Source organism: Streptomyces sp. 4N124, from assembly GCF_052245395.1.
Taxonomy (GTDB): Bacteria; Actinomycetota; Actinomycetes; order Streptomycetales; family Streptomycetaceae; genus Streptomyces.
Window position 1 is genome coordinate 23,368 of sequence record NZ_JBQQBS010000020.1, and the last position, 17,901, is coordinate 41,268.

Sequence of the window (17,901 nt, forward strand, 5' to 3'; positions counted from 1 at the left end):
ATCAGATGCGGGATTTGAGGCGTGTATGAGCCGGCGCCCGGCCCCCACCCTTTGCAAACACGGCTCAAAACGGCGACTGGCTATCGTCACATCCAGATTTCGCAAAGTCGCCGGGCAAGGAGTTGTCGTACGCAATGAATCTGTTCAAACGGGCGTGGTGGCGGCTGACCGGCCATCTGGGTAAGACCTTGATGCTGGGCGGGCTGTTCTTCGTCATCTGCACCCTGGTCCTGTCCGGGTTCCTGATCCAGTCGGCCGCGGCGCGCGCCGCCGAGTCGGCGAGGAACAGCGTGGGTGCGGTGGCCACGATGCAGCTGGATCTGAATGCCCTGCTCAACTCAGGGAAGATGCAGCAGGGCAAGGATCCAGGCCAGCCCGGCTTCATCGGTGCCGAGGGTGATCTGCAACGCAGCCTGGTGGACAAGATCTGCAAGTCGTCGGTGGTGGCCAATTGCAACTACAGGAAGGACAGCGTCGCGGCCCCCACAGACCAGGTCAAGCTGCACCAGCCGGTTCCCGCGCCGGTCGGGCAGGACAACCGTGGCGCGGACTTCTTCAAGGCCGACGGGGTCCGTGATCTGGAGGCGGTCTCGGCGTTCCGCAACGGCGACTCCAGGCTCGTAGCCGGTTCCGGGATCAAGCCGGACAGCAAGAGCGACATGGTCGTCATCGAGGAGCGGATGGCCAAGGACAACCACCTCAAGGTCGCCGACAAGATCAAGCTGAAGGCCATCGTCCGGCACCCCGACGGCAGGATCGGTTTCAAGGAAATAGGCTTCGTCGTCGGCGGCATCTACCGGAACAACTCCGCCGACACCGGCACGTACGTTCCGCCGATGATGGCCCCCTCGAACCAGATCTACGTGACCCCGGGCGGCGCGACCCGGCTCGACAGCAAGGAGGTCGGTGCCGACGGGGGAGTGCTCAACCAGGCCACCTTCACGCTGCGCGACCCCGCCGACCTGGGCCAGCTGAAGCTGGACGCGCAGGCGGCCGGCGTCGACCTCAAGATCTTCCCGCTGACCGTCAACGACAAGCAGTACAAGACCCTGGTCGGCCCGATCAACAAGACGGCCGGCTTCGCCTCCATCACGGTCTGGCTGGTCGCCCTCGCCGGCACCGTCATCCTCGCCCTTATCGTCGCCTCGTCACTGCGCGAGCGCCGTAAGGAGCTGGGCATTCTGCTCTCCCTCGGCGAGAAGAAGCCCAAGCTGCTCGGCCAGCACCTGGTCGAAGTGGCCGCCTGCGCGGTCATGGCGATCGGCTTCGCCGCCGTGAGCAGCCAGTTCCTCTCCCAGGCCATCGGCAACCAGCTTCTCTCCGGGGAGGTCTCCTCCGCCAATGAGGCAGCCGCGAACGAGGCCGACAAGCCAGACCCCTCCGACACCTTGGGCATGGGCGGCGACAACGAGAGCAACGAGCCGGAAGTCAAGCCCATCGACCACATGGACATCAACCTCGGCCCCGCCGACATCGGCAAGGTCGGCGCCACCGGCCTCGGCATCGCCGCCCTGGCCACCCTGATCCCCGGCGCCCGAGTGCTGCGCCTCCACCCGCGCGACATCCTCACGAAGGGCGACTGACGCGATGACCACCCCGACCGCGGCAGGAGGCTCGTCCCCGGTGCTCGAACTCATCGACATCACCCGCACCTACCAAAGCGGCAGCCGCAAGCGCGCCGTCCTCAAGAACGTCAGCTACGCCTTCGAACCCGGCCGTATGTACGCCGTCATCGGCCCTTCCGGCAGCGGCAAGACCACGCTGCTCTCTCTGGCCAGCGGCCTGGACTCGCCCACCTCGGGCAGCGTCCGCTTCCAGGGCCAGGACGTCGGCGATCTGGGCCTTGGCCGGTACCGCAACCGCCATGTGGCCACGGTCTTCCAGTCGTTGAACCTGCTCACCTACATGACGGCGACGCAGAACATCACCTCCGCCATGGAGATCACCGGGGTAAAGGGCGTTCCAAAGAAGCGGCGCGCCGTCGAACTCCTCGACCTGCTCGGCGTGGACCGCGTCGACCAGAACCGCAAGACCCTGCAGCTGTCCGGCGGCCAGCAGCAGCGCGTCGCCATCGCCCGCGCACTGGCCTGCGAGGTCGACATCCTTTTCGCCGACGAGCCCACCGGAAGCCTCGACTACGAGACGGCGGCCGGGATCATCTCCGTGTTCCAGAAGCTGGCGCATGACGAGGGCAAGTGCGTGATCGTCGTGACGCACTCACGCGAGGTGGCGGACGCCTCGGACGAGGTGCTGCAGCTCAAGCGGGGGAAGCTCAGCGCGCGGTAGCCGACGTCTCCCCGCACCTGGTTTCCAGCGTGGCTTCGGGTTGCAGGACTTCCCAATGAAGCTTCTATATCCCGTCAACCCCAATCGCCGCAGCGGCGCTGTTGAGGTGGCGATAGAAGCGTCGGGCGAGGTATCGCTTGAGGCAGCGGCGGATCTCGCGGTCTGTCTTGCCCTCGGTGGTCTTGAACGTGCAGGTCACGGGGGTGGCATGGGTGGGTGAGGTCATGCTCGTGCTCGTCCGCGCGCTGATGGTCCTCAACTGGCGCCCAGCGGGCACTGGAAGGAACCAATGACGACCTGAAGAGCAAAGCTCACCGCCGCCTGCTGCTCCAGAACCACTGAACTGTCGCGGCGCCGATCCGCATGCGCAAGGACGCCATCGGCGACAGTGCCCACCCCGGTGCGCCTGAGCGCTGCTCTCTCCACCCCGGTGAGGCCGTTGCCCAACGTCACCGGGTGGCTCCCTCACACCGCGTGGCGCCGACACATGCCGACGCCGCCCGCAGGATCCTCCGCAGGCTCTGACTTCGGCGCCTCCCAGAACCCGACGCCCGAGGCAGGTCCCTCGCACACGGGCCGCGCCGACCCGGGCCGAGGAAACGCGGCCTGCTGCTCATGTGTCCTCCGCGCCGACGAAGATGTCGCCGGAATCCCATCCGGTGTCGCAAAAGTACACGCTTGCTACGCATGGCCGTTCCTACTCTTGGCTGCATGCGTCTGGCCCGCGGAGGTTGAGATGGATCGGGTACTGCTGGCCGACTTTCTTCGGGCGCGTCGGGAGGTGTTGCAGCCGGAGGATGTCGGGCTTCCCCGCGGTTCTCGGCGTCGTACCGGTGGGCTGAGGCGTGAGGAGGTGGCCGCGCTGGCTGGTATGTCGGTCGATTACTACAGTCGGATCGAGCAGCAGCGTGGCCCGATGCCGTCCGAGCAGGTGCTCGCCGCGCTCGCCCGAGGGCTGCATCTCAGCCTGAGTGAGCGGGATTACCTCTTCGTCCTCGCCGGGCACTCCGCGCCGCGGCGGGTGCTGCGCGAGGATCACGTGAGCCCGACCATGAGGCGCATCGTGGAGCGGCTTTCGGACACGCCCGCGTTGGTGATGTCCCGGTTCGGTGAGACGCTGCTGCAGACCCGCCCGGCGGTTGCGCTGCTGGGTGATTACACCCGGTTCAGCGGACTGTCCCGTTACTTGGTCTATCGCTGGTTCACCGACCCGGCGCAACGCGATCTGTATCCCGTCGAGGATCACGCCCTGCGGGGCAGGGTTTTTACCGTGGAGATCCGGGCGGCGTACACGGCGGACCCTGAGGGGAGGGCAGGCGAGATCGTCGCGGCACTGCTGGAGGTCAGCCCCGAGTTCGCCGAGCTGTGGCGGTTGCACGAGGTCGACGTCACCCACCATCAGGACCTCAAGCGTTACCGGCATGGGGAGTTGGGCGAGATGGAGCTGTACTGCCAGCGGCTGGTGGACCCCGACCAGGCCCAGGAACTGCTGGTCTTCTCCGCCGTGCCCGGCTCACCGAACTACGAAAAACTCCAACTCCTGGCAGCCGTGACGGCCTAGCTAAGCCAAGGGCTTGCAGATCATTAACACGTCGTCTTGATCTTGTTGTGGGACTCGCCGGTTTGGCGAGGACCCGAGCCTGGAGGGCCGTGAGGAAGACGGGTGGCGTCGTCGCGGGTGGGATGGACGACGCCGTGTGCCTTGGGCAGTTTCCGGTTCTTCAGAAGGGTGCGGTGCATCGCGCTTTGGCTGCTGCCGAACAGTACGGCGAGAGGTTCGGCGGCAGCCAAGGTTCTTGTGAGGTCGTCCAGTTGTTGCCGGGGCATGCCGGTCAGGGCGGGATCGGACAGCAGGGCATGGTCCCAAGCGGGGCTGGCGCCTGTCGAGGTTGTCGCCGGCTCGTCCGGAATGTCCTCCATGGACAGCGCGAAGTCGGCTGGCAAGCCCTCCAACACCTGGCCGGGTCCGGTGAAGCCCATGACGCGGATACGGTTCACGATCTTCCGGGCGTATGCGAAGGTGCTGCCGGGTCACGTCGAGGTGGTCAGCGGCCTCCTGTTCGAGCCGCTTTCGCGCGACGACGCCGAAACTCTCGCCGGCCTGCTGGCGCCGGTACGCGACCACATGCGCTCCACACCGCCCCGCTCGGCCACGCCTCGCCGCCGCAAAGGCGGAGCATAAGGACTCGACAGGCGTCGGAGCCCGCAGACCGCAGCGGATCAGGACGCGGCGAGATGCCGGGCTGGCCGCGGCGGTCGCCGGTGAACCGGAACGGGGGAAGCCTCGTCGTCAGGTTGGTCGGCGGACGTGCTGGGCGGGTGTTTTTTGAATGCGCGGATGAAGTGGCTGCTGTCGGTGAAGTGCCAGCGCGCGGCGGCTTCGGAGACAGTCAGGGCGAAGAGCCCCAGAGCTCGATGACAACGGTGCGCCGCGGGGTCACCCAGCGCATCGCTCCCTGGAAGCCGTCGATTGTGGAAGCGCTCAATTCCGGCCGAGGGTACAGGTCCCCCCATGCGGTCGCTCCATGTGTCGATGAACGGCTCCCACGTCCCCGGCCGGTGCCGGTGCCGGTGGAGTCGGAGTCGGAGGTCGACGGTGAACGTGCCCATCCTGTCGCCCGGGCCGAGGAAACGCGGCCTGCTGCTCATGTGTCCTCCGCGCCGACGAAGATGTCGTCGGAATCCCATCCGGTGTCGCAAAAGTACACGCTTATTACGCATGGCCGTTCCTACTCTTGGCTGCACTTCAACCGTCAACAATCAACCGCCCGCGGGTGCACCCGGCTGAGTCGTCGGCCCGCACGCCGACGCCGCGGGCGCTCTGCCCAGCGGCAAGGTCGTCGTCGCGCCAGGCGACCGACTCCCACTTGACCGACATCTGAGGAGACGACCACGATGATCCCCGACGACGATCCGTCCCGGTCGCTGACCGTCGCGAACCCCGACGATCCCGGCACGACGTACATCTCGCTGGTGGGCAACACGTACGGCATGCTGATCACCGGCGAGCAGACCAACGGCCAATACTGCCTGATCGACATGCGCATCCCCGACGGCGGCGGCCCACCGCCGCACCGGCACGACTTCGAGGAGATGTTCACGATCCTCGAAGGCGAGATCGAGTTCACCTTCCGCGGCGAGAAGCACACCGTAAGGGCCGGGTCCACGATCAACATCCCGGCCAACGCGCCGCACAACTTCCGCAACGCCTCGGGTGCGCCGGCCCGCATGCTGTGCATGTGCACCCCCGCCGGCCAGGACGAGTACTTCATGCGCATCGGCGATGTCGTCGCGGGCAAGGACGCACCGCCGCCGCAACTGTCGGAGGACGAACTCGCGGAACGCCGCCGCCGCGCGGCCGAGCTGGCCTTGACCTACCGAAGCGAGTTCCTGTAGCCCGCAGGGGCCGACAAGCCCGGCCGTCGGCCGAAGCTCACCGAGCCTGGGCGGCCTTCGACAGCCCGACGTCATCCAGGACTCGGCCAGGCCCCGTCCCGCTCCGGTCACGGAGGTAGCCGGGCTGAGCGATGTAACCATGATGAGCAGCCCGGCGACGCAAGTGCGGACACGCCGACAGCCTTGGCGAGCTGTGATCGCGCTGATTCCCGAGGGCCTGGCGACGCCCGACAACACGTTCCTGGTGCTCGAAGCGGCCAGCGAGCAGATAGGCACTGGCTGGTTGAAGCACCGGTACCTCCCGGGGGTTACCTACGGCTACTCGCTGTACACCCAGGAGCAGCACCGCGGCAAAGGCTACGGTCGGGCCGCGATGGCGGCCTGCGAGCAGGCAACGCTCGCAGGCGGCGGCCCGGCGCTGATGTTCACCGTGTGGGGCGGCAACGAGGCGGCAATGATCCACCTCATCACCGAGCGGACCGGTCTGCCCCGGCCGCCTTCGCCCGGTTCAACGGTAAAGCCCCGATCCCCGTCTGGTCAGGCAACAAAGTGCGTCAAGCAAAGGGACGTTATGGACGACCGTATTGATCTCGCCGAGCTGCTGAGCCGATATGCCGATATCGCAGACATGAAGGAGTTCACCCACCTGCCCAGTCGCATTTGCACCGATCCACTGACGGTGGATTTCGAAGCAGTTACCGGCATGCCGGCGGTGACTGCTTCGCTGCGTGACTGCGTCGAACTCCTCCGCACAACCTTGGCGCCCTTCGCTGCGACCCACCACGCGATCACCGGTCACGTCGTCACCATCGACGGCGACAGTGCGACGATTCATGCGCACGTGCGTGCCGAGCACTGGCTTCCGGTGGAACTCGTCGGTGACGGACCCGACCGCTGGCTGGTGGTGGGTTTCTACGATACCGAGGCGGTCCGTACGCCGAAGGGATGGCGCATCAGCCGATTCAAACTCACCGTGACCCACCAGGAAAATCCACAGCTGGCGAGCCTCGCTCAAGCCGCTGAGCAGGCGCGTCGGCCCCAGGCCTGAGGGGGAGCGCAATCCCCGGCGCGGAAGGCCTCAGCAACTACTGGGGTTTACAACAGCTACTGACCTTCCGTTGAGTTGTCGTGTTGAGCGAGAGACGGGTTTCGGCGAGGCAGCCCTGGGTGTGTCAATTTAGCGGCTGATCTTGATTGTTGAGTGTCAGCTGTTGCTCGGGGTCAGGCGGCGGCGAAGGGATCTGGCACGCGTTCAGGGGTGCCTTCCAGCGCATGGTCCACCTCTTGCGACCCAGGGCGGCCCCATAGCCTTGGGGCCATGGTGGAACGATCTGATCACGTGTCCCGGGAAGTGACTTCCTCGCAGGAGCCGGCCTCTTGGCGGGCGGACTGGACGTGCGGTTCCGCGTCCGACCCTCGGCTGCTCCGCTCCTTCAACGGTCACGATGCCCCCGTGGTCGCAGTGGCGACGGCGGTCGTCGACGGGCGTCCGGTTGTCGTCTCGGCGAGCCGCGATGCGACGGTGTGTGTCTGGGACCTGGCGACGGGGGAGCGGCTGCATACGCTGACGGCAGCTCCTCCCGACCCCGTGTCGTCGTTGTCGCCCGAGTTGGTGGCCCTGGCCACGGTGGTGGTCGACGGGCAACCCCTGGTCATCACGTGCCACGTTGACGGGACCGCGAGGCTGTGGGATCCGGAGACGGGGCGTTCTGCGGGCGAACTGGCCCTGGGGCTGGCGCGGTTGGTCCTGGACGGCCGGCACGTGGTGCTGGCCGTCCAGGCGGACCGGACCCTGGGTGTGTGGGACCAGGCCACTGGCAGTCGGCTCGGCGTGTTCCCTTGGATGGTGGGCATAGGGAGGCTGGACGGACGCGAGGTCGTTGTCACACGCCCACCGGACCACCCCGCGCGGGTGTGGGACCTGGCCACCGGCCGCGAGGTCGGCGAGTGCCTGCCGGCCGAGGGACCGTTGGCACTCGAAGAGCGGGACATCGCCGTAACCAAGGAGGCGGGCCAGGCGGGCCGTGTGTGGGATCTGGACCGCCACGTGCTTCTGGCAACCGACCTGCGGGAGTTGGTGTCGGATGCCGAGTACGACGACGCGGTGTCAGACCTGGCGGCCGCCGACACAGTGTCAACCCTGACGGTCGTCGGCGGCCGGGTCGTGGTCCTCGACACCCACTACGAGGGTCCACCGGAACTCGTCGGTGACCTCGCCCCCGTTTTCTTTCCCGACGGCCCGTCCCCGACACTGACCATGGAAGAGCGCAGTGTCGCTCTCGCCGTGGGCGTAAACCACACACTGCGCCTTTGGGACCTGCCGACGAGCCCCATGGACTCCACGGGCCCTGCCGGTACGCGGAGCATTCGCAGCATTCCTTTGGAAGCAGCCGCAGGCAAGGAGCTGGTCAAGGGCGGTCCGGGAGACCTCGTCGACCTGGCGAGCCTGCTCTCCGCCCGGACGAACGGCCTGGTCGTCGCCCAGTCCGCCTGGGAAATCCGGGTGAGGGACGCTTCCCGGAGCCTGGTGCTGGGGGACACGCCCGTCTCCCTCGTCCCCGGTCCGAACGGCACCGTCACGCCTTGGCACGCGCTCGACCCGTCGCCCGTGGGCAGCGTGCTGACCGGTCACACCGATCGGGTGTGGGCCATCGACAGCGTCTCGGTCGGGACGCGCACCCTGGCGGTCACGACATCCCGCGACCGCACCGTACGGGTCTGGGATCTCGCCACCGGCGAACAGGAGGGTGAGCCCCTCACCGGGCACACCGGCCAGGTGTGGGGCGTCGCCACCGCCGTGGTGGACGGACGTTGCGTCGCCGTCACCGCGGGGGAGGACCACACGGTGCGCACCTGGGACCTCACAGCTGCCCGAGGGGACAGCGGCCGACTGCGTGCCGGACACACCGAATCCGTCCTGGCGGTCGCCACAGCGGTTTTTGACGGTGTCCCCGTGGTCGTCACCGCAGGCGCCGACCACACCGTGCGCACCTGGGACCTGACCACCGGCTCGCAGGCCTCCGCCCCTCTGAGCGCAGAGGTGTCCGCCATGACGACGGCGGTGGTGGGTGGACGCTCGGTCGTCGTCACGGCCGCTCCCGACGCCACCCTGGACATGGTGGAGCTCGCCACCGGGCGAATCGTCCACCGTCCGTTCCCCAGCGGCCACGGCAGAGTCCTGGCCATCGCCTCGGCGACCCTGGACGGCCTGCCCGTCGCCCTCACCGCAGGCAGCGATCGCGTCGTGGGCGTCTGGGACCTCACCACCGGACGGCCCCTGGTCGCACCTCTCACCGGCCACTCCAGCCGTATTACCGCCGTCGCCACCGCGGTTCTCGACGGACGGCCCGTGGCAGTGACGGGCAGCTGGGACAAGACGGTGCGGCTATGGGACCTCGCCACCGGGCGACAGCTCGGCGAACCCCTGACCGGCCACACCGACTGGGTGACCGCCGTGGCCACCGCCACCCTGGGCGGAGCTCCCATCGCGATCAGCAAGGGCCGGGACCGGACCCTACGCCTGTGGAACCTGTCCACGGGGCAGCAGATCCGCGACGCCCAGGCCGCCGAGTCAGGCTCCGGCAACACGCTGGCGGTCTCAGCGCTGGCCGACGGACGGCTCGTCGCGGCCCTCGGCGATGACCGCACCGTGCGGTTCCGCGATCTCACCGCAGGGTGCCCAGCCGGTACCGACCACCTGCTCCCTTTCCCCGTGCACGCACTCGTGGCAGCACCGGGCGGGCGCTTCGCGGTCGGGTTCGGTCGCGAGGTTGGGGTGCTGTCGAGGGCATCCTGACAAGCCAGGGGCCTCGCCAGGGTAGCGACGGTATTCGCCGAGCAGCAGGTGTCGCTCCGCACTGCGGGGAGCGGAGCTGGCCGTCGTCATCGCCCTGCGCCGGACAGCGCGCTCGCGGCCACCGTCACCGCGGCCGAGTGGATTTTCATCGTCCCGCACGCGCGTCAGAACCGCCGCGAACAAGAGGCGGGCGTCACAACGGTCCAGGGGACCCAGCATGGTGACCCACCCGAGCAGGGCGTGGGGCAGGTCGAGTGAGGCAGAATAGGGAACCAACGCGGCTCCTGTGCCCGTGGGTTGAGACTCGAACACCTCCCCCAACGACGCAGGAGTCTCGTGCGTTGCGCGTCCCGGTGGCGTCACCAGATCGGTCGCCTTCTGGAAGGCTCATTGACACCACGTCGCTCCGAAAGTCGGCAGCGTCACCTCGGCGCGGGCAGGACGATCATGACGCGAGTGGTGAAGACTGGACAGATGCGTCACGATCCCGGCGGACTCCTGTTCATAGCGCTCGGTCTCGCGCTTGTCGCCGCCGGCTTCGTCTGGCGGGGACGTGTCCTGCGCCCCCTCTCGGTAAAACGGGCCCAAGCGGCTGTAATCCGGGAGCGATCCAGAAACCTGCTGCGTTCTGCGGACATGGCGATCGCCGAAGCGCGCCGCCGGGCCGCACGCGGCGAACCTGCCATCGTCACGGTCAACGACGTGACCAGGGTGGCGTGTCAGCACTACGGGCTCTACGTGGAGCGCGAAGAAGCAGCTGCCGCCCTCCGCCAGCGCTACGAGGCCGCCGACTGCCGGGTGGACTGTATGACAGACGCTTTCAACTGACTGCCTTCTCGGCGAGTGCTTGATGCCAGGGGCACCAAAGCCGTCACCTGATCGGTGGTCACACCGGTCCTGGAGTGACCCAACCACCTCGAAGATCATTTCGTTAGGAGTTCTTAACCATATCAATGGCCAGAGCAGCTTTTCATCCGACCTTTTATTGCCCATGCCCCCTCCATGCTCTGCTGTATTTGTTGAAATAGAGAATAATTCATGCGCAATCCTTGCGGCTTGTTGTCTTTAGAGCAGATGTATCGATGTGGTGCGGCAGCGTCGGCGCGCGGAGCAGGATGCCCGTACAGGCTTGCGGTCGCCGACTTCGTACGGGAGGACGGAGTTGGCGTCGAGGCTTCGTGTATCGGTACGAGTTCGCGCGGCGTGCGCACGCCTACGTTCACCGCATGATGAAACTCGACGCGATTCGAGCATGGTGGGAAGAGCGGCTGCCCGCGCTTCTCGAGCAGTACGAGGTGCCGGGTGCGGCAGTGGCCGTGGACCTGCGGGGAGACGTCGCCGACCACGGTGCGGGCGTTGTGAACCTCTCGACCGGGGTCGAGGTGAACACCGACACGCTGTTCCAGATCGGCTCCATCACGAAGTTGTGGACCGCGACGCTGGTGATGCAGCTCGTCGACGAGGGCCTGGTCGAGCTGGAGGCCCCGGTGCGCAGCCGACTGCCGGAGTTCCGGATCGCCGACGAGTCCGCGGCGGCGACGATCACCGTCCGGCAACTCCTCAACCACACCGCCGGGTTCGAGGGGGACATCTTCACGGACACCGGCAGGGACGACAACTGCGTGGAGAAGTACGTCGCCACCCTGGGCGACGTGCCGCAGCTCTTCTCGCCGGGGGAGCTGTTCTCCTACAACAACGCCGGATACTGCGTGCTCGGCCGACTGGTCGAGGTGGTGCGCGGCAAGCCCTTCGGCGCCTGTCTGCGCGACCACCTGTTCACCCCGCTCGGGCTCACCCATGCGGCACACGGAGCGGACGAGGCGATCCTGTACCGCACCGCGGTGGGACACCTCCGCCCCTCGCCCGAAGCGCCCTTGCAGCCCGCCCCCATGTGGTCCCTCGCCCCCTCGAACGCGCCGGCGGGCTCGATGCTCGCCATGCGTCCCCAGGACCTTCTGGCCTTTGCCCGGATGCACCTCGACTTGGGCATGGCCCGTGACGGCACGGTCGTGCTGGGCGCTGCCAGCGCGGAGGCGATGCGGCGGCGCGAGGTCGGGCTGCCCCGCCTCGGGGTCATGGGCGACGCCTGGGGTCTGGGCTGGGAGATGTTCGACGGCGCCGGCACCGGGTTGATCGGACACGACGGGACCACCATCGGCCAGTCCGCATTTCTGCGGCTGGTCCCTGAACACGACCTCGCCGTCACCCTGTTGACCAACGGTGGCCACTCCCTCGGTCTCTACCGCGAGGTCGTGGGGCACGCCCTGCGGGAGCTGGCAGGCGTCGATCTGCCCACGATGCCGGAGCCGCCCGCCGCCCCCCGTCCCGTCGACGCGAGCCGCTACGTCGGCACCTACACCTCCAGCATGTTCGACAACACCGTCACCCAGGACGACGAACACCGGATCTGGGTCGAGTGCGTCCCCAAGGGGCTCGCCGCGGAAATGGGCATGGAAACCACCAAGGTCGAGCTGATCGCCTTCGAAGGCGACACGCTGATCGCAAAGGAACAGGAGCACGGCTTCCACCAGCCGTACGCCTTCGTCGGCAGCACTCCCGACGGCCCCGCGCAGTTCCTGCACACCGGCCGGGCAGACCGCCGTACGGCCCAGTGACCGCCCGGGCCGGTGTTCCCCCTCGGCCCGTTGGACCCCTCTGCGGGAGACACCCATGAAGAATGCAGGGACGACTACGCTCGCGATGGCCGGCGCACTGGCACTCGCCCTGACCGCGTGCAGCGGCGGTGGAGGCACCGCCGGCACGTCCGGGAAGCCGGTCGACGGCGGTACCTTCACCCTCGCCATGGCTGCCGACCCCGGAACTCTCGACCCGCACGCGACCACGCTGTCCGTCGCGCACCAGGTCGGTCTGTTCATGTACGACTCACTGCTGGCTGTCGACCCCGCCGGCAAGGAGGTTTCCGCGCTGGCCGACAGCTGGAAGTCCACGTCCACGAACGCGACTTACACGCTGCGCAAAGGCATCACCTGTTCCGACGGAACCCCGCTCACCGCGCAGGACGTCGCCGACAACATCAACTACGCTGCGGATCCCAAGGCTGGGTCGAGCATGACCGGACTGTACGTTCCCGCCGCCGCGAAGGCGAAGGCCGATGACGCGGCCGGCACCGTCACGGTGACCTCTCCCGGGGCTGACGCCTTCCTCGGACGCAACGTGGGCACCCTGCCCATCGTGTGCCGCAAGGGCCTGACGGACCGTTCGATCCTCAAGCAGGGCGGTTCGGGCACCGGGCTGTTCACCCTCACCGAGGCCGTCGCCGACGACCACTACACCTTCACCCGGCGCAAGGACTACGCCTGGGGGCCCGCGGGCTTGAAGGCCGACACCAAGGGGCTTCCGGACACGGTGGTGCTGAAGGTCGTACGCAACGAGGCCACGGCCGCGAACCTGCTGCTCGCCAAGCAGATCAACGCCGCCCTGATCGCCGGCCAGGACAAGACCCGGGTGGAGTCCAGGCTCGACTTCAAGCGGGCCATGCACGCCCCCCTGGGCGAACTGTGGTTCAACCAGCGGCGCGGCGCGGCCACAGCGGACCCGGAGGTCAGACGCGCCCTCACCCAGGCCCTCGACCTGGCACAGCTGCGCACGGTGGTCACCAACGGCGGGGGCGCGCTGCCCGCAGGCCTGGTCGCCACGGGGCAGGGCCCGTGCACCGAGGACACCCTCGACGGCACGCTCCCGGCCCACGACCGGGCCGCGGCCGAAGCGGCCCTTGACGACGCAGGCTGGGTCAAGGGCTCCGACGGCGTCCGCCAGCAGGACGGCAAGAAGCTGTCGCTGACCTTCTACTACCCGACCAGCCGCGGCGCCCCGATGCAGAACGCGGCGGAACTGCTGCGGTCCTTCTGGCAGAAGGCCGGTGTCAAGGTGACCCTGCGGGGCGCGGCAGACAGCCAGTTCGACCAGGTCCTCTCCGGACAGGGCTCCTGGGACGCCATGTTCATGCCGCTGTTGGTGACCCTGCCCACCCAGGCAGTGCCGTTCGTGTCGGGCGCCACCCCGCCGAACGGCAACAACTTCGGATCCATCGACAACCCTCAGTACGAGGCCCACGTCAAGAAGGCCTCGGCGCTCGTCGGCGCGAAGGTCTGCGAGGCGTGGGCCACCGCGGAGAAGGCGTTGTTCCAGCGGGCCGACGTCGTCCCGTTCGCGGACCTGGCCACGCCCGTGTTCGGCAACGGCGCGACGTTCGACCTCGCCGACGGCGCCATCGCCCCGACCTCGATCCGCGTCGTCGGATGACCAGCCGGCCGTGACCCGGAGGCACGCACACAGATGAACGCGACTACGGCCGACCCGCTCCTGACCGGGACCGGCGACAAACACCCGCACGCCCTGCCGGGCCTGGCCCGCAGCCTGGTGGAACACCCGTGGGTTCGCTTCGCGGTACGTCGCCTGACCCGGCTGGTGCTGTCGGTGTGGGTGCTGGTCACTGCGGCGTTCGCGATGCTCCACCTCATCCCCGGCGACCCCGTGCGGGGCGCTCTCGGGATGAACGCCTCGCCACAGGTGGTGAACCTGCGGCGGGAACAGCTGGGGCTGAACGACTCGCTGTCGACGCAGTACCTGCGCTTCCTGCGGGATCTGGCAGGCGGCGACCTCGGTACCTCCGTGACCAGCGGCCTTCCGGTGAACCAGATGATCGGGGACCGGCTGCCGTCCACGGTCTCCCTCGCCGTGGCGTCCTTCCTGCTGGCGGTGCTGCTGTCGGTGCCGCTCGGCCTGGCGATGGCGGTCCTCACCCGCGGCGGACGTCGGCACCGTACCGAGCTGGCCTTCACCTCGACCAGTGTCCTGGTGGCCAGTGTCCCGGAGTTCCTGCTTGCCGTCGGCCTCGTCTGGGTGTTCGGCGTGGAGCTGGCCTGGTTCCCGGTCGCCGGCCAGGGCGGATTCGCCTCCTATGTACTGCCAGTACTGTCGCTGGCCGCCGGACCGGCGGCAGTACTGGCCCGTATCGTCCGGATCGAGACGCTGACGGTGCTGCACACGGACTACATCCGTACCGCCCGCGCCAAACGGCTGCCCCTGCGAAGGATCTACCTCCGCCACGCCCTGCCCAACGCGGTGACCGCCGGCCTCACCATCGGCGGGCTCCTGCTCAGCGGCCTGGTGGCCGGCACCGTTCTGGTGGAGAACGTCTTCGCGTGGCCGGGTCTTGGCAGCACCATCGTCGAGTCGATCCTGTCCAAGGACTACCCCGTCGTACAGGGCGTCGTCCTCGTCTACGGCACGGGAGTGCTGCTGGTGAACCTCGTGGTCGACGTGGTCCTGGCCCTGCTCGATCCCCGTTCCGCGATCCGGGAGAGCTGACCGATGGCGGTGGAGTACGAGGCCCGCAGGGCGCGCGAGGGCCAAGCGATGTCGGACGGGGCCCGCGACCCGGCAGAGGACGTGAAGGCTGCGAGCCGCCCGGACGGCAACCGGTGGCTCGGACTGCTGCGCACCCCGCTCGGTGGCTGCGCGGCTGCGCTCCTGCTGCTCGTGCTGCTGCTCGCGGTGTTCGCACCGCTGCTGTGGTCCGGCCGCGCCGACGCCATCGACACCGACCGGATCCTCCAGGGGCCGTCGGGACGTCACTGGATGGGCACCGACAACCTCGGCCGGGACGTGTTGTTCCGGGTGCTGGTCGCCACCCGGCTCTCGGTCGCCCTGGCACTGCTCGCCACGGCTCTCGGTGTGGTGACCGGACTGGTGCTCGGCGTGGCGCCGACACTGCTGGGCCGCCGTGTCGGACGGCTGGTGACGGCGATGGTGAACGTCGCCGTGGCATTCCCCGGACTGCTGCTGGCCCTGTTCTTCGCCGTGGTGTTCGGCCTCGGCGCCAAGGGCGCGGTGCTAGCGATCGGCTTCGCGATGGCACCCGGCTTCGCGCGGCTCGCCCAGACGCTGGTGGCGTCGGTCAGCGAGCGGGACTACGTGCACGCGGCCCGCGTTGCCGGGGTCGGCAAGGCGCGGGTGCTCGCTCGCCATGTGCTGCCGAACATCTCCGAACCGCTGATCGTCAACGCCACCATCAGCGCGGGCGGTGCGCTGCTGGCCTTCTCCGGGCTGTCGTTCCTCGGCCTCGGCGTACAGCCGCCGTCGTACGACTGGGGACGACTGCTCGGCGAGGGCCTGGGCGGCATCTACACCCACCCTGCCGCGGCCCTGGCACCCGGCGTCGCTGTAGTGATCGCCGGACTGGCCTTCAACCTCACGGGCGAGGCCGTGGCCAAGGCCGTCGGCGTCCCCACCGCACACCGTTCGCGCCCCCTCCGCCCCGACGGGCCGCCCGCGGCCCACCGGGCACCGGTCGCGACGCCGGACACCCACGCGCCCGGCAAGGAGCCGGTGTTGTCCGTCGAAGACCTGCGGGTGACCTTCCCCGGACCGCGCGGCCCCGTGACCGCGGTGCGCGGTATCGGCTTCCACGTCGGCCAGGGGGAAGCGGTGGGCGTTGTGGGGGAGTCAGGGTCCGGCAAGAGCCTCACCGCCCTCGCCGTGAGCCGGCTCGTCGAGCATCCCGGCGCGGTCGACGCCGGCCGTCTGGAGTTCCTCGGGACCTCGTTGCTCGCCGGCGCAGAACACGGGGCGGCCACTCGACGCCTGCTGGGCACCTCCCTTGCCATGGTCTTCCAAGACCCCACAGCCTCGTTCAACCCGACCATGCGCATCGGTCGGCAACTCGCCGAAGTGGCGGAGCAGCACCTGAGGACCGGCCGCCGCGAAGCGCTCTCCCGAGCTGTGGAACGGCTGCGTGAGGTCCGCATGCCCGCGGCGGAGCGACGGGCGGCCCAGTACCCGCACGAGTTCTCCGGCGGCATGCGCCAGCGCGCGATGATCGCCCTGGGCCTGATGTGCCGCCCCAAGCTGATCATCGCCGACGAGCCCACGACCGCACTGGACGTGACGGTGCAGCGGCAGGTGCTGGGCCTGCTGGACCGGGTCCGCGCCGCCGACGACGTGGCCCTCCTGCTGATCAGCCACGACATCGACGTGGTGGCGCAGACCTGCGACCGGGTCCTGGTGATGTACGCGGGCCGCATCGTGGAGGAACTGCCCTCGGACCGGCTGCTCACCGCGGCCCGGCACCCCTACACGCGTGCCCTCATCGCCAGCGTGCCGCACATGGAGACCGAACTCGACCGGCCGCTCGCCGTGGTCCCGGGCCGTCCCGTCATCCCGGACCAGGTGCCGGCCGGCTGCGCCTTCGCGGCCCGGTGCGCCTTCGCGCAGGACCGGTGCCGTACGGACGAACCACACCTCGAGGTGAGCGCGCCGGGACACCGGGTGTCCTGTTGGAACCCGCAGACCGACGGGGTGGCCCTCGACGACGAGCGGCCGGCCGCCTCCACCGGCGAGGAAGGTGAACGGCCTTGAGCGAGCTGCGATTCGAAGATGTCACCGTGCGCTACGGCACGGGGCGCAGGGCCCTGAAAGCCGTCGACGGGGTCAGTCTGACCGTGCCCCCGGGGCAAGTGGTCGGCCTGGTCGGGGAGTCCGGCTCGGGCAAGTCCACGCTGGCCCGCGCGGCGGTCGGCCTCGCGCCGGTCGCTGCCGGACGGGTACTGCTCGACGGCGACGACGTGAACCGCCGCCCGGCCCGCGGAACGAGCCGGGCCGTGCAGATGGTCTTCCAGGACCCGTACGCCTCACTGGACCCCCGGATGCGGGTCGGCGACTCGGTCGCCGAGGCCATCCCGCGCGGCGCCCTGACCGGCAGCCAGGGACGCGGTGCTGAGGTCGCGCGGCTGTTCGGGCTGGTGGGCCTCGACGCGGGGCACGTCCACTCGCGGCCGGCCGAACTCTCCGGTGGGCAGCGTCAAAGGGTTGCACTGGCACGGGCGTTGGCGGGCCGTCCCGAGGTGGTCGTCGCGGACGAGATCACCTCGGCACTGGACGTGTCGGTCCAGGGAACCGTGCTCAACCTTGTGCGTGACCTCCAGCGGCAGATGCGCCTGGGGACGCTGTTCATCTCGCACAACCTCGCGGTGGTGCGGTACGTCAGCGACATCATCGCGGTGATGTACCTCGGCCGCATTGTCGAGTGCGGCCCCGCGCACGAGGTCCTGGCCGCCCCCCAGCATCCCTATACCCGCGAGCTCCTGGCGGCCGCACCCCACCGGGACGGATACGTGCGGGACGACGTCCCCGGGCAGACCGGCGCCGCCGTCACCGACGTAGAACCACCCGACCCGCACCACGTACCGGCCGGCTGCCGCTTCCATCCACGCTGTCCTGTGGGGCCGTTGGTCCTGCCCGGACGCGCCGAGTGCCTGACCCTCGACCCCTCCGCGGGCGCGGCGGAACGCGTGCACTCCACCGCCTGCCACTTCGCCGTCGGAGCGTCGGTGCCGACGAGCACTCCGACGTGAGCGGGCCCGCCCCTCAGCACCTCGACCCTTTGCACACCCACCTGTCAT

Annotated in this window: 14 protein-coding genes and 1 pseudogene; 13 read left to right on the plus strand and 2 right to left on the minus strand. The window is 68.8% G+C overall.

What is annotated here, in order from left to right; genetic code table 11:
- Window positions 1–134: 134 nt before the first annotated feature.
- Together ACTWQO_RS21320 and ACTWQO_RS21325 are read left to right on the plus strand one after the other, a co-directional pair.
- Window positions 135–1,583 (plus strand): ABC transporter permease, encoded by a 1,449-nt coding sequence (locus ACTWQO_RS21320; protein ID WP_443238914.1) that lies wholly within the window; start codon window positions 135–137, stop codon window positions 1,581–1,583.
- A 4-nt stretch (window positions 1,584–1,587) separates the two neighbouring features.
- Window positions 1,588–2,286, plus strand: a complete 699-nt coding sequence (locus ACTWQO_RS21325) for an ABC transporter ATP-binding protein (protein WP_443238915.1) — start codon at window positions 1,588–1,590, stop codon at window positions 2,284–2,286.
- 255 nt (window positions 2,287–2,541) lie between these two features.
- Here ACTWQO_RS21325 and ACTWQO_RS21330 read toward each other — a convergent pair whose 3' ends face one another.
- Window positions 2,542–2,739: a hypothetical protein gene (locus tag ACTWQO_RS21330; protein ID WP_443238916.1), complete on the minus strand. Its 198-nt coding sequence runs from the start codon at window positions 2,737–2,739 to the stop codon at window positions 2,542–2,544.
- A gap of 283 nt (window positions 2,740–3,022) precedes the next feature.
- Between ACTWQO_RS21330 and ACTWQO_RS21335 the strand changes: the two genes are divergently transcribed.
- Complete coding sequence (locus ACTWQO_RS21335) at window positions 3,023–3,847, plus strand: helix-turn-helix transcriptional regulator (RefSeq protein WP_443238917.1); 825 nt, start codon at window positions 3,023–3,025, stop codon at window positions 3,845–3,847.
- A gap of 23 nt (window positions 3,848–3,870) precedes the next feature.
- Here ACTWQO_RS21335 and ACTWQO_RS21340 read toward each other — a convergent pair.
- Window positions 3,871–4,221 (minus strand): annotated as a pseudogene (locus tag ACTWQO_RS21340) (ISAzo13 family transposase); the annotation flags it as partial.
- Window positions 4,222–4,264: 43 nt separating this feature from the next.
- Here ACTWQO_RS21340 and ACTWQO_RS21345 point away from each other — a divergent pair.
- From ACTWQO_RS21345 to ACTWQO_RS21390, 10 genes are all read left to right on the plus strand, one after another.
- Window positions 4,265–4,468, plus strand: a complete 204-nt coding sequence (locus tag ACTWQO_RS21345) for a hypothetical protein (protein WP_443238918.1) — start codon at window positions 4,265–4,267, stop codon at window positions 4,466–4,468.
- A gap of 713 nt (window positions 4,469–5,181) precedes the next feature.
- Window positions 5,182–5,682: a cupin domain-containing protein gene (locus tag ACTWQO_RS21350; protein ID WP_443238919.1), complete on the plus strand. Its 501-nt coding sequence runs from the start codon at window positions 5,182–5,184 to the stop codon at window positions 5,680–5,682.
- Window positions 5,683–5,875: 193 nt separating this feature from the next.
- Complete coding sequence (locus tag ACTWQO_RS21355) at window positions 5,876–6,730, plus strand: GNAT family N-acetyltransferase (RefSeq protein ID WP_443238920.1); 855 nt, start codon at window positions 5,876–5,878, stop codon at window positions 6,728–6,730.
- Window positions 6,731–7,000: 270 nt separating this feature from the next.
- Window positions 7,001–9,478, plus strand: coding sequence for a WD40 repeat domain-containing protein (locus ACTWQO_RS21360; RefSeq protein WP_443238921.1), 2,478 nt, complete (start codon window positions 7,001–7,003; stop codon window positions 9,476–9,478).
- A 474-nt stretch (window positions 9,479–9,952) separates the two neighbouring features.
- Window positions 9,953–10,306, plus strand: coding sequence for a hypothetical protein (locus ACTWQO_RS21365; RefSeq protein ID WP_443238922.1), 354 nt, complete (start codon window positions 9,953–9,955; stop codon window positions 10,304–10,306).
- Between the two features lie 398 nt (window positions 10,307–10,704).
- Window positions 10,705–12,093: a serine hydrolase domain-containing protein gene (locus tag ACTWQO_RS21370; protein WP_443238923.1), complete on the plus strand. Its 1,389-nt coding sequence runs from the start codon at window positions 10,705–10,707 to the stop codon at window positions 12,091–12,093.
- Between the two features lie 55 nt (window positions 12,094–12,148).
- Complete coding sequence (locus ACTWQO_RS21375; protein ID WP_443238924.1) at window positions 12,149–13,741, plus strand: ABC transporter substrate-binding protein; 1,593 nt, start codon at window positions 12,149–12,151, stop codon at window positions 13,739–13,741.
- 33 nt (window positions 13,742–13,774) lie between these two features.
- Window positions 13,775–14,809 carry an ABC transporter permease gene (locus ACTWQO_RS21380; RefSeq protein WP_443238925.1) on the plus strand — a complete coding sequence of 345 codons (1,035 nt, stop codon included), beginning with the start codon at window positions 13,775–13,777 and terminating at the stop codon, window positions 14,807–14,809.
- 3 nt (window positions 14,810–14,812) lie between these two features.
- Window positions 14,813–16,858, plus strand: coding sequence for a dipeptide/oligopeptide/nickel ABC transporter permease/ATP-binding protein (locus ACTWQO_RS21385; protein WP_443238926.1), 2,046 nt, complete (start codon window positions 14,813–14,815; stop codon window positions 16,856–16,858).
- Window positions 16,855–17,853: an ABC transporter ATP-binding protein gene (locus ACTWQO_RS21390; RefSeq protein WP_443238927.1), complete on the plus strand. Its 999-nt coding sequence runs from the start codon at window positions 16,855–16,857 to the stop codon at window positions 17,851–17,853. The genes ACTWQO_RS21385 and ACTWQO_RS21390 overlap by 4 nt, the downstream gene beginning before the upstream one ends.
- Window positions 17,854–17,901 lie beyond the last annotated feature (48 nt).